The organism is Antrihabitans auranticaus, from assembly GCF_016481275.1.
In the GTDB taxonomy this organism is placed as follows: domain Bacteria; phylum Actinomycetota; class Actinomycetes; order Mycobacteriales; family Mycobacteriaceae; genus Antrihabitans.
Map to the genome: position 1 here is coordinate 264,867 of NZ_JAEMNW010000003.1, position 12,444 is coordinate 277,310.

A 12,444-nucleotide genomic window follows, 5' to 3' on the forward strand; every position below is an offset into this window, starting at 1 on the left:
TGTCGGCATCCGCCGGCGCATGTAGACTCACGAACTATGCAGCGGGCGCTCCTCCTCAGCCGCCGCGGCGGGGTCTGATCCAGACCGGCTTCCCGTCGCGGGGTCCAGTCGCGCCGGTCGATCCAATCACCAGGACGGCCCGTCCCCCAATTCGTCGGAGAATTGACATGTCACCCGCAGACGCTTTCACTTCCGGATCGCGCACCATCACCGCGCCGACCCGACCCGCTCCCGTCGACCAGCCCATCTGGAACCCCCAGAAGAACTCGTCGATGCCGACCTTCCGCTACCGCCCCTTTGCCGAAGAGGTAGAGCCCGTAGCGGTACCCGACCGATCCTGGCCGGACAAGGTTCTCGACCGTGCACCGATGTGGTGCGCAGTCGACCTGCGCGACGGCAACCAGGCGCTCATCGATCCGATGAGTCCTGCCCGCAAGCGACGCATGTTCGACCTGCTCGTTCGCATGGGCTACAAGGAGATCGAGGTCGGGTTCCCGTCCGCGAGCCAGACGGATTTCGATTTCGTCCGCGAGATCATCGAAGACAACGCCATTCCGGACGACGTCACGATCCAGGTGCTGACGCAGTGTCGCAGTGAGCTGATCGAGCGCACGTTCGTCGCCTGCGCCGGTGCGCCCAAAGCGATCGTCCACTTCTACAACTCGACGTCGATCCTGCAGCGCCGCGTCGTGTTCCGGGCAGACCGCGAAGCGATCAAGAAGATCGCCACCGACGCCGCCGCGAAGTGCCTCGTCGAAGCGGCGAAGTACCCCGACACGCACTGGCGCTACGAGTACTCCCCCGAGTCCTACACCGGCACCGAACTCGAGTACGCCCGCGAGGTCTGCGACGCGGTCACGGAGGTCATCGCACCCACTCCCGCGAACCCGATGATCATCAACCTGCCGGCAACCGTCGAAATGGCTACGCCCAACGTCTACGCCGACTCGATCGAGTGGATGAGCCGGAACCTGGCCCGGCGCGAGTCGGTCGTGCTGTCGCTGCATCCGCACAACGACCGCGGAACTGCCGTTGCGGCAGCCGAACTGGGCTATCAGGCCGGCGCGGACCGCATCGAAGGCTGCCTGTTCGGCAACGGCGAGCGCACCGGCAACGTCTGCCTGGTCACCCTCGCGCTGAACCTGTTCTCCCGTGGCGTCGACCCGCAGATCGATTTTTCCAACATCGACGAAATCCGGCGAACTGTCGAGTACTGCAACCAGCTGCCCGTGCCCGAGCGGCACCCGTACGGCGGCGACCTCGTCTACACCGCGTTCTCCGGCAGCCACCAGGACGCGATCAACAAGGGCCTGGACGCGATGAAGGTCTCGGCAGACGAGCAGGACTCCGATGTCGACGACATCCTGTGGCAGGTCCCCTACCTGCCGATCGACCCGAAGGACGTCGGCCGCACCTACGAGGCCGTCATTCGGGTCAACTCGCAGTCCGGTAAGGGCGGCGTCGCCTACATCATGAAGGCCGACCACGGCCTGGCACTCCCGCGACGCCTGCAGATCGAGTTCTCCCGGGCAATTCAGCAGATCACCGACGGCGAAGGTGGCGAGGTCAGCTCCAAGGAGATGTGGGACGTCTTCGCGACCGAGTACCTGCAGCCGCTCCTGCCGCTGGAACGCATCTCGCAGAAGGTGACGGCGTCGGACGGCATCGACTCCATCACCGCGATCGTGAAGCTCAACGGCAAAGAGCACGAGATCTCCGGCACAGGAGAGGGCCCGCTCTCGGCGTTCGTCGATGCGCTGTCGACGATCGGCGTCGACGTCCGCGTTCTCGACTACTCCGAACACGCGATGACGTCCGGAGTGGACGCTCAGGCCGCGGCCTACGTCGAATGCGCCATCGGCGACAAAGTTGTGTGGGGCGTCGGTATCGCCACGTCCATCACGACCGCTTCGCTGCGCGCAGTCGTATCCGCGGTCAACCGCGCGTCGTAAATCGGCATCCCGGTTGCGCCACAGCTTCCTCGCACACAGCGCCCTCTTACAACGCCGCACTACTATCGCGGCGAAGGACAGGTAGGGGGACAGTGATGACTGTGGCGCAACCGGCGACCGAACGTGCGGCACTACCGCAAAGACTCGGGGAAGCCGACCGGGAAGAAACCGTGCTCGGCCCGGTCGCGCTCGTGACTGACGTCGGCCTCGTGCACGAACACAACGACGATGCGGCTGCGGCAGGTACTGCGGTCGACGCAGGCCTGGATGTAGTGGCACTCGCAGTGTGCGACGGCGTCTCCAGTTGCGACGATCCTCAGCTCGCCTCCGCCGCCGCGGCACGGTCGGGTGTCGAAGCATTGCTGGCCGGGCACGCCGCCGGGCTCGAGGGTGCTGCCGCAACCTCCGACGCGCTGACCGCAGCTGCGGCGGCTGTCGTCGCCGTCGCCGAGGATCACCACCTGCGATCACCGTCGTGTACCTACACATCTGCGCTCGTCGTCGCACGCGCGGACAACACTTTCGAGATCACGGTCGGCAATGTCGGCGACAGCCGCGCGTACTGGTTCCCTTCGGGTGCCGACTCTCTAGGTCAGCGGCTGACCCTCGATGATTCGTGGGCGCAGGCGTTGGTTTCGGCGGGCGTCGCCGACGAGGAAGCAGCGATGTCGGATCCGCGGGCACACATGCTGACGCGCTGGCTCGGCGCGGATGCGAACTCCGGTCCGTGGGGCACGTCTGCCGTGTCGACGTTGACTACCGCGGTTCCGGGTGTGCTCGTCGTGTGCTCGGACGGACTCTGGAACTACCTCCCCACGGCTGCGGAGCTGGCACCGTTCGTCACGGCCGGCGACCCCCTGTCAGCGGCGCGCGCACTGGTGGCGCACGCGCTGGAAGCGGGCGGCCGAGACAACATCACCGTGGCCGTCGTCGCCGTCGGCGGTTAGAAATCCTACGTAGCCAGATATTTGCTAGTGCCGAGAGGGCAGTTCGGCGACAGTGACCAACACCACAACGAACGAAGCTGAGCGAAATCCTCTGCGGCCGCACAGAAGAATAAGCGACGGAATACCCGACCGACCCTGAAAGCCGTTGCCGACCAGCATAAGTACGGCCCTCGGCCACTGTGACGCTGTAACAGCAACGCCCGACGGTCCAGGGCGCGTACCCGATTACCCGGCAATCGTCCGACCAGCAGCGATACCGCATGGGGTGCTAGCCTGATCCGCGCATATTGCGCACAGAAACCGGCTGCATACATTGGGAGGGCCGGTTCGAGCCTGGGGGATCAGCCGTGAACAATGAGTACAGCCCTGCCACGCCACCGTGGCTGCAAACACAGTTGCCCGAGACGCCGAATGGTAGCTCGACGGAAGCCGAGAACACGCAGGCGATCCGCGAACCGCAACAGCGACCTGAGCAACAGCGACCCGAGCAACAGCGGCCCGAGCAGCGGCGACCCGAACAGCAGCCCAATCCGTGGAGCATGAACGGTCAAGCGCCCGCAACCCCGCAGGGCTACCAGCAAGCGCCGAATCAGCACTACCAACCGCCGTCACGACCGCCGCAGGCACCGGCGAACGGCGCCCCGCCGCTCGCGAACCACCCCCCGACCGTCGATCCGCAGCATTTGCCGCGGGAGAAGTCGGAGATCGGCACGGACGGCACGGTTCGCCGAGTGCCGTTCCAGGAGGACCGCGTCGCGCAGATGTACCAGGCACCGCCGGACCTCCCGTCGAGCGGACCCGTCTACACCTGGGCGCCACCGCCCGCACAGCAGCAGGTTCAGAATCAGTGGCAACAGGCGCCGCCCGCGCAGGTTGCGCAGCCCGTACAGTCCGTCAACGACCTGAGTTTGCTGCGCCGCGCCAAGCGGGCCCCGCGCAGTGGCTGGCGCCTCGCGGTGCACAAGGCGTCGGGCGGCTCGATCAACCCGGGCGAATCGAACGCGGATGTCGCACACCGCGAACTGGCGGACCGCGTCAACAAGCCGGTCCGCGGCGACTACCGAATCGCGATTCTCTCGCTCAAGGGCGGTGTCGGCAAGACCACGACCACGATCGGTCTCGGTTCGACCTTCTCCTCGCTGCGCGGCGATCGTGTGATCGCCATCGACGCGAATCCGGACCTCGGCACACTCGGCCATCGCGTGCCGAAACAGACCCGGTCGACCGTGCGCGATCTGCTGGACGACCCCAGCATTCACCGGTATTCGGATGTCCGCGCGCATACCTCGCAGGCACCGAGCCGCCTGGAAGTCCTTGCCAGCGAACAAGATCCAGCGGTATCGGAAGCCTTCAGCGAAGCCGACTACCGCTCTGCCATCGAGATTCTGCAGGCCTACTACAACATCATTCTCACCGACTGCGGCACCGGTTTGATGCACTCTGCGATGACCGGTGTGCTGGACATGGCGAGTTCGCTGGTGCTCGTGACGTCGCCCGCGATCGACGGCGCGCGTAGCGCGTCGGCGACCCTCGACTGGCTCGAACACCACGGTTACGGCAAGCTCGTCGAGCGCACCGTCGTCGTCGTGAATGCCTCTCGCAAGGGCGCGAGCTCGATCGACATCGACCAGTTGCGCAAGCTGTTCCTCGACCGCACACGCGCGGTTCAGGTGGTGCCCTACGACGATCACCTCGCCGAGGGGGCAGAGATCGATCTCGAGCTGGTCAGCAAGCCGACGCGTCGAGCCTTCCTCGAATTGGCCGCAATCGTCGCCGACGAGTTCGGTCCGTAAGTCAGGTACGAAACGGCGCCGCGGCGGACTCGAAGGCGGCAAGCACGGCAGCCACCGCCGGGCGCTGGTCCGCGTATGGCCGCGTCGCAAGTTCGTAGACGCGGCCGGCGCGCACGCCGGTGAGGGGAAGCACGACCAGGTGCGGATTGCCGACAGCGAGTCTCGGTATCAGCGCGACACCCAGACCACTGGCGACCAGCGCCTCGATCACCTTGAAGTCGTTGAGGCGCTGGACAACCCGTGGTTGGACGCCGGTGACTGTCGCGACCGACTGCAAGACGTCGTCGACCGGAAAACCACCACGAACGCTGAGCCAGTTCTCGTCCGCCAACTCGCTGAGCGAGACAGACGACTGCCCCGCCAAACGGTGCGTCGCAGCCAGGACCAGGTCGATCGGCTCCCGGAGCAGCACACGGGACGCCACTCGGTCAGAACCGATTGCCGGCGCTCTGTCGTCACGGTGCGTCAGCACGACGTCGTAATCGGCCAGCAGGCGTGGGACGGCCGAGGACGGCAGATCTTCGTCGCCGACCTCTACGACGACACCGGAACTCGCCATTGCCGTGAGCACAGCGGGCGCGAGCAGCGCCGCACCGGACGGAAACATCGCGACCCGCACCCGACCGCGCAGTGAGCCACGGTAGAGCTCCATTTCCGCAGCGGCGCGGTCAAGCGCGGCCAGAACGTCCTCGGCCCGAACGACGAGCGCATGGCCTGCATCCGTGAGCCGTAGCCGGCGACCGTCCGGCTCCAGCAACGCAACCCCGGCCTCGCGGGTGAGCACCTTGAGTTGCTGCGAGACCGCGGACGGCGTCATGGACAACGCCGAGGCGGTCGCCGCGATCGTTTCGCGATCCGCGAGCTCGCGCAGGATCGCCAACCGGTTGGCGTCGAGGCGCACATTCATGAAGTAAAACTACATGGATACCTCACCAATATTCGATTGTCCTGAATTGTTGACATGGCCACGATTGACCACATGACCACCCGCGACCGCTTGCTCGGCCTGACCGTCGTCGTCATCTGGGGACTGAACTTCATCGCCATCCGTGCCGGGCTCGACCACTTCCCGCCCTTCTTCTTCGGTGGCCTGCGGTTCTTGGTGATCGCAATTCCAGTAATCCTGTTCATCCCGCGTCCGGACGTCCCATTCAGATGGCTGCTGCTGTACGGGGCAGGTTTCGGAATCGCACAGTTCGCGTTTCTGTTCACAGCCATGAATGTCGGCATGCCGACGGGGCTTGCGTCACTGGTGCTGCAGTCGTCGGCGCCCTTCACGGTCGTACTGGGCGCGGCCCTGCTGCGGGAGAAGGTGCGCACACGGCAGATCGTCGGCCTCCTGCTGGCCGCGGGCGGCATGCTCGCGATCGGCTGGGACCGTGCGGAGAACGCAACATTGCTGCCTTTGCTGCTGACTCTGCTCGCGGGCCTCGGCTGGGCATTCGGCAACATCGGCTCCCGGCTCGCCAAGCCGGCCAACCCACTGCACTTCACGTTGTGGATGGCCGTTGTGCCACCGCTTCCGCTGCTCGCCATCTCGGCGGCCGTCGAGGGTCCGACGACCGGGTGGCATGCGCTCGCGGAATCACTGCAGCCTTCCGGCTGGATGGCACTCGCCGGGCTGGCCTACATCGTGTTGCTCGGCACGATCGCCGGGTCCGGACTGTGGACCGCATTGCTGAGCCGGTACCCCGCCGGAACCGTCGCGCCTTTCTCGTTGCTGGTGCCTGTGGTCGGAATCTCCGCGGCCTGGCTCGTATACGGCGAGCAACCCAGTCTCGCCGCCCTTGCCGGTGGCGTCGTCGTGATCATCGGCGCGGTAACGGCTTCGTCAACTGGCCATAAAGGTGCTGCTCAACGGAGTAGAACACTTGTTGGGGAGCAAACCGTATTGGAGGCGCCGTGGAGTGGCTCACGGATCCTGGGTACGCCACCAGCCGTTGGGTCTTCCAGCGCACTCTCGCCTTCGTCTACCTCGTCGCGTTTCTCGCCGCAGCCCTGCAGTTCCGCGCCCTGATCGGGCAACGCGGCCTGACCCCTGTCCCCCGCTATCTCGAGTACACCGAATTCCGGGATGCACCAAGCCTTTTCCACTATCGCTACTCCGACCGAATCTTCGCCGCGACGGCCTGGGTCGGGGTAGCGATAGCCGGAATCGCGCTGTTCGGCATTACCGAAGCAATACCGCTGTGGGCGTCGATGCTGGTGTGGGCAGTGCTCTGGATCCTCTACATGTCGATCGTCAACGTGGGGCAGATCTGGTACGGATTCGGTTGGGAGTCCTTGCTTCTCGAAGTCGGCTTCCTCGCGATCTTTCTGGGAAACGCCTCGACCGAAGCACCGGTACTCGTGCTGTTCCTGCTGCGCTGGGTGCTGTTCCGACTCGAATTCGGTGCCGGCCTGATCAAGTTGCGCGGCGACCCCTGCTGGCGAAACCTCACCTGCCTCTACTACCACCACGAAACACAGCCACTGCCCGGACCGTTCAGCTGGCACTTCCATCACCTGCCGAAACCGTTGCACCGCATGGAGGTAGCCGCCAATCACTTCACGCAGCTCGTGGTGCCGTTCGGGCTGTTCGCGCCACAGCCCATCGCGAGCGTCGCGGCCGCCATCATCGTCGTGACCCAGCTGTGGCTCATGCTGAGCGGAAACTTCTCGTGGCTCAACGGTTTGACGATCGTGCTCGCGCTCTCGGTCATCGAGGGTTCGTGGTGGAATCGCATTCTGTCGATCGACGCACCTGCCGACCCGGACCCGCTGCCGCACTGGCACGTCGGAATAGGGATCGCCGTGGCGGTTATCGTCGCGGTGCTCAGTTTCTGGCCCGTGCGCAACATGCTGTCGAGCAAGCAGCTGATGAATCACAGCTTCGACCCGCTGCACCTGGTCAATACCTATGGCGCTTTCGGCAGCGTGACCCACACCCGTTTCGAGGTCGTCATCTCCGGCACCGCGGCTCGCGAGAACCTCGCCGAAGCCGAGTGGAAGGAATACGAGTTCAAAGGAAAACCGGGCGATCTCGCGCGCCGGCCACGCCAGATCGCGCCCTACCACCTGCGGCTCGATTGGCTGATGTGGTTCGCGGCGATATCGCCGACCTACGCTGGGCCGTGGCTCCTACCGCTGGCGAACAAACTTCTGCAGGGTGACCGGACGACTCTGAAGCTGTTCCGTATCAACCCATTTCCCGATGCGCCACCCGCCTACATCAGGGCGACCATGTACGAGTACCGATTTACCGACCGGCAGGAACGGCGCAGTACCGGCAAGTGGTGGAACCGCACCTACATCGACGAATACCTACGGCCGGTCAGCCTCGACTGAGCACTGACCGGCCCACGGTCGGCTAGGCCGAACCGCATTCCTTCATGCCGTAATCGGTGGCGAGCTCATCGGCCTTTTCGAGCGGGTTGTCGCCCTGGCCGATCTCGTCCGGGCTCAGGTTGTCGATCTTGTCGGCGCCGGCCTCGACCTCGTCGTAGATGGCATCGACGGTCTGCGCATCGCCCTCGGGCGGGGTGAGTGCACGCAGCTTCACGAGCTGCTCACGCAGACCCGAGACGATCGCGTCCTTGAAGTCGGCGAGATCGGCTTCGTTCGAGGGATCCAAATCCTTGGTGTCCTCGTCGAACTGGGTTTCCAGTTCCTTGCAGATGTTGTCGGCCGACGTGATGTATTCGGCCTTCGTCGGCGCTTCGGCCTTCGCGTCCGAGCTCGAATCCGAGCTACAACCTGTCGCGACCGCCACACAGAGTGCGAACAGCGGGACCGCAATGATTCTTGACCGCATTGGTTTCCTCTCGAGGAATTCAGTGAAACGGCGAAATGCCCGACTCACCCGGTGGGTGCGAAGTCGGGCAAATCGTAACCGGCAGGACGTTTCGGTCAGGAACCGCAGACGGTGAAGCCGTACTCCTGGGCCTTCTGGTCAGCCGCTTCGAACGGGTCGTCGATCGAAAGAAGCTGGCTCGGCGGTGTCGACTCGATGGTGTCGGCGACGCCTTCGAGCTCGGTGTAGACGTCATCGAGAGTGTCTTCGTCGCCTTCGGGCGGGGTCAGGTCACGCAACTGGTCGGCGTGGTCGCGAATCGACTCGGTAACGGTCTCCTGGAACTGGACAATGTCGCCCTCGGGCGAAGTGTCTTCGATTCCGGACGCTGCTTCCTGGAACTCCGCCTGCAGGCTGGTGCAGATGGCGTCGGCCTCGACGATGTATTCCTCTTTGGTCGGCGCATCGGCTGCGGCGGCGCTGGTGGTCGCTGCGGCGCGGCTCGTCGTCTGCGAAGAACTGGGCTTGTCGGTCTTCGTCGGCTCGCTGTCTTTGGAATCCGAACCACAGGCCGTGGCCGCTACGACACATAGCGCGAACAACGGAACCGCAATGATTTTCGAACGCATGGACGTCCTCTCGGAGATGGGTACCGGGCCCCGCGAGCTTCGCGTTGGTAAGCCGGGTGCAAAAGTCCGGCAAAGCGTAACCGCAGCCGGCCGCGAATGCCTAGCTATTCCGGGGTTGACGGGTCGAGGATCGGCTGTGGTGTGGCCCGCAAAGTCGGTGTTGTGAATGCGGCTGTGCCAAACTCGGCGCATGGCGAGAACCGACAAGACGCGTGCGCGCTGGCGCCGACGGACGGAGCGTTCGGGCGGCGTCACTTTCCGCGGGCGCGTTGCTCTCCGCGCCGCATCGACGGCGTCCTGGGCGTCACAGAAAGCCGGACGCGGCAAGGGTTCGATGATCGGCGGCCTCATCGCGCTGAAGATCGACAAGACGATCATGACGCAACTCGCACAGGGCCGGCGGACCGTCGTGGTTACCGGGACGAACGGCAAGTCGACCACGACACGGATGACGGCCGCGGCACTCGCGACCGTCGGCGATGTCGCGACGCAAGCCGACGGCGCCAATATGGACGCCGGCATCGTCGCCGCACTGAACGTCGACAAGGCCGCTCGCCTCGCTGCTCTCGAGGTCGACGAACTGCATGTACCGCACGTGTGCGACGCCGTCGAACCTGCCGCGGTGGTCCTGCTCAATCTCAGCCGCGACCAGCTCGACCGGGTCGGCGAGATCAACATGATCGAGCGCCGGCTACGTGCCGGTTTGGGCAGACATCCGACGACCACGGTGGTCGCGAACTGCGACGACGTCCTGATGACTTCTGCAGCCTACGACTCGCCGAACGTCGTGTGGGTCGCCGCGGGTGGCGGCTGGGCAAGCGATTCCGCGAGTTGTCCGCGATCCGGTGAACCGATCGTGTGGGACGGCGTCCACTGGCGTAGTACGGGTGCCGATTTCGAGCGCCCCGCCCCCGACTGGTGGCTCGACGACGAACATCTCTACGGCCCCGATGGCCTGAAACTGAAAATGGCGCTCGCCCTGCCGGGCAAGGCGAACCGCGGCAACGCGGCGCAGGCGGTCGCAGCAGCGGTCGCACTCGGCGCCGACCCCGCAGCGGCGGTCGCCGCAGCCGCGTCCGTCCAGGAGGTCGCTGGTCGGTACAGCACTGTTCAGGTCGGCGCGCACAACGTGCGGATGCTGCTCGCCAAGAACCCAGCTGGCTGGCAGGAAGCACTGTCGATGATCGACCACTCCGTCGACGGACTCGTGATTTCGGTCAACGGCCAGGTGCCCGACGGCGAGGACCTCTCCTGGCTGTGGGATGTGAAGTTCGAGCACTTCGAGGGTGTTCAGGTCGTCGCCGCGGGCGAGCGCGCCACTGACCTCGCCGTTCGACTGACGTACGCCGGTGTCGAGCACACGACCGTCGCGGATCCCGTGCGCGCGATCGCGTCGTGTCCGCCGGGACGGGTCGAGGTACTGGCCAACTACACCTCGTTCCGCGATCTCAACCGGGCTCTGGAGGCTCGCAATGGGTGAATCGACAGTCCGGATCGGCCTCGTCCTGCCCGACGTGATGGGCACGTACGGCGATGGCGGCAACGCTCTCATCCTGCGGCAGCGCCTGCGGCTTCGCGGCTACGACGCCGAGATCGTCGAAATCACGCTCAACGACCCCGTGCCCGAATCGCTCGACGCCTACACGCTCGGTGGCGCCGAAGACTCTGCCCAGCGCCTCGCGACCCGGCATCTGCAGCGCTACCCGGGTCTGCAAAAGGCCGCCGAACGCGGCACACCGGTACTGGCGATCTGCGCGGCAATTCAAGTGCTCGGCCACTGGTACGAAACCTCGAGCGGGGAACGCGTCGACGGCGTGTCGATGCTCGACTGCACGACCGCCCCGCAGGCGACCCGGTCCATCGGCGAGGTCATCACCTCGCCCACGATCGACGGCCTCACCGAACCGCTGACAGGTTTCGAAAACCATCGTGGCGGAACAACTTTGGGCAGCGACGCGAAGGGCCTCGCCCGCGTCACACACGGCGTCGGCAACGGCGTCGGCGACGGGCTCGAAGGGGTCGTACAGGGGTCTGTGATCGGCACCTACATGCATGGTCCAGCACTGGCTCGGAACCCCGAACTTGCCGACCTGATCCTTGCGCGCGCGCTCGGCGTCACCGAACTGGCGCCGTTGGATCTACCCGAAGTCACACAGTTGCGCCGGGAACGTTTGCGGGCACGGTAACCCATGGTGAGGGGCCGAGCGCGGGAGTACGGTCGGGTAGATGGGCAGTGCAGAAAACATCGCGGTCATTCTGTGGAACGCCATGTTCGGCGTGCTACGGGAACTTCAGTCCGGCTCGGCCGGACTGTGGCCGCTGTAAAACCGGGCCTCGCACCACCTGCTAGGGCGTAATCGCCAGGGCGAGCGCGTCTTTCAGTGCCGCGCGGTCGCCGTCGAACTGCGCCTCGGGCGCGTCGAGCAACGCGATTCGCTTCCAGATTCCCAGGTACAGCGTCGCTGCCGGGGCGCGGACGGTCACCGCGGGCTCGCCGTCACCGAGTGTCCACTCCCCCGGAACGTCGGTTGCGATCAGCCGCACGGCTGCCGCGACAGCGCCCGAGCGTCCGAGCCGAATCTGGCGCGGATAGAACATGTCGACGACTTCGGAAACACCGTCAGCAGCGAAGTCCGCATCGAACTTCACGTCGTACAGGTTCAGCGCATTCGCCACGTCCCAGTGATGAATTGCGTGCTCGTGTGCCTGCCGCCGGATCCAGAACCCCGCCGTCCGTGGCGGCGGGCCGAAGTTCCAGCACGGCTCGTCCGGATGGATCGAGCGAATCGCGATCAGGTGATCCGGCACGCTGTCGACGAAGTCGGCGATCGGGTGCGTTCCCGGTTCGGGGACCTCCGCACGATCTCGCGTTCGCAGGACAGCACGCACCCAGCGATGATTCGACCACATGTGTCCGAACAGGTCCGCGACCGTCCAGCCCGGACAACTCGGAACGGGTGCGTCGGGTTTCGAACCCTCGGACACCGCAATTTCCTGCAGTGCCAACAGGTCGGTGCGAAACCGATCATGAAAGGTCGAGTCGTCCATCACGTCAGAGTACGCAAGTGACGCTGGACACCATGATCACGGACCGAAACGCCTCGTATATCCCCAGGTCGCCACCTATTCGGTGGTATCACGGACACATGGTTTGCAATTCCTGCGCAACCGACACCGACCACTGCCACGGAACATTGATCGTGCACACGGGGCACATCGTCGAGTGCACGCACGAGGGCTGCATCGATTTCGACACCGCGCGACACGGATTCATCGTCGATTGCTTCGATCTCGCCAGCGGCTGCATCTGCCAGGCACTGGCGCGCGGCAGGGTGCCACGCGCGTCCTAGC

The 12,444-nt window shown here is 65.1% G+C and carries 12 protein-coding genes; 8 read left to right on the plus strand and 4 right to left on the minus strand.

Annotated elements, in window-relative coordinates; all coding sequences use genetic code 11:
- Window positions 1–167: 167 nt before the first annotated feature.
- The 3 genes from leuA (at window position 168) to JGU72_RS15570 (ending at window position 4,692) form a co-directional block, all read left to right on the plus strand.
- The gene (gene leuA, locus JGU72_RS15560; protein ID WP_199684873.1) at window positions 168–1,952 is read left to right on the plus strand and encodes a 2-isopropylmalate synthase; all 1,785 of its coding nucleotides are present in this window, start codon (window positions 168–170) and stop codon (window positions 1,950–1,952) included.
- A gap of 95 nt (window positions 1,953–2,047) precedes the next feature.
- On the plus strand, window positions 2,048–2,899 hold the full coding sequence (locus tag JGU72_RS15565) for a PP2C family protein-serine/threonine phosphatase (RefSeq protein ID WP_199684874.1): 852 nt from the start codon (window positions 2,048–2,050) through the stop codon (window positions 2,897–2,899).
- A gap of 347 nt (window positions 2,900–3,246) precedes the next feature.
- Window positions 3,247–4,692: a nucleotide-binding protein gene (locus JGU72_RS15570; RefSeq protein WP_307828463.1), complete on the plus strand. Its 1,446-nt coding sequence runs from the start codon at window positions 3,247–3,249 to the stop codon at window positions 4,690–4,692.
- A gap of 1 nt (window position 4,693) precedes the next feature.
- On the opposite strand, the gene JGU72_RS15575 is transcribed toward JGU72_RS15570, so the two are convergent.
- Window positions 4,694–5,599: a LysR family transcriptional regulator gene (locus tag JGU72_RS15575; RefSeq protein WP_199684875.1), complete on the minus strand. Its 906-nt coding sequence runs from the start codon at window positions 5,597–5,599 to the stop codon at window positions 4,694–4,696.
- 72 nt (window positions 5,600–5,671) lie between these two features.
- Here JGU72_RS15575 and JGU72_RS15580 point away from each other — a divergent pair, with 72 nt between their 5' ends.
- Entirely contained in the window at window positions 5,672–6,709 is a 1,038-nt protein-coding gene (locus tag JGU72_RS15580) for an EamA family transporter (RefSeq protein ID WP_199684876.1), read from the plus strand.
- Window positions 6,595–8,019, plus strand: coding sequence for a lipase maturation factor family protein (locus JGU72_RS15585; protein ID WP_199684877.1), 1,425 nt, complete (start codon window positions 6,595–6,597; stop codon window positions 8,017–8,019). Before JGU72_RS15580 ends, JGU72_RS15585 begins: the two co-directional genes overlap by 115 nt.
- A 22-nt stretch (window positions 8,020–8,041) precedes the next feature.
- On the opposite strand, the gene JGU72_RS15590 is transcribed toward JGU72_RS15585, so the two are convergent.
- Both JGU72_RS15590 and JGU72_RS15595 read right to left on the minus strand, forming a co-directional pair.
- On the minus strand, window positions 8,042–8,485 hold the full coding sequence (locus tag JGU72_RS15590) for a hypothetical protein (protein ID WP_199684878.1): 444 nt from the start codon (window positions 8,483–8,485) through the stop codon (window positions 8,042–8,044).
- Window positions 8,486–8,580: 95 nt separating this feature from the next.
- On the minus strand, window positions 8,581–9,093 hold the full coding sequence (locus JGU72_RS15595) for a hypothetical protein (protein WP_199684879.1): 513 nt from the start codon (window positions 9,091–9,093) through the stop codon (window positions 8,581–8,583).
- Between the two features lie 190 nt (window positions 9,094–9,283).
- Here JGU72_RS15595 and JGU72_RS15600 point away from each other — a divergent pair, with 190 nt between their 5' ends.
- Complete coding sequence (locus JGU72_RS15600) at window positions 9,284–10,573, plus strand: Mur ligase family protein (RefSeq protein ID WP_199684880.1); 1,290 nt, start codon at window positions 9,284–9,286, stop codon at window positions 10,571–10,573.
- Window positions 10,566–11,279: a type 1 glutamine amidotransferase gene (locus JGU72_RS15605; protein WP_199684881.1), complete on the plus strand. Its 714-nt coding sequence runs from the start codon at window positions 10,566–10,568 to the stop codon at window positions 11,277–11,279. Before JGU72_RS15600 ends, JGU72_RS15605 begins: the two co-directional genes overlap by 8 nt.
- Window positions 11,280–11,439: 160 nt before the next feature.
- Here the strand turns inward: JGU72_RS15605 and JGU72_RS15610 are convergent, their stop codons facing one another.
- Window positions 11,440–12,141, minus strand: a complete 702-nt coding sequence (locus JGU72_RS15610; protein ID WP_199684882.1) for a maleylpyruvate isomerase family mycothiol-dependent enzyme — start codon at window positions 12,139–12,141, stop codon at window positions 11,440–11,442.
- Window positions 12,142–12,239: 98 nt separating this feature from the next.
- Between JGU72_RS15610 and JGU72_RS15615 the strand changes: the two genes are divergently transcribed.
- Entirely contained in the window at window positions 12,240–12,443 is a 204-nt protein-coding gene (locus JGU72_RS15615; RefSeq protein ID WP_199684883.1) for a hypothetical protein, read from the plus strand.
- Window position 12,444 lies beyond the last annotated feature (1 nt).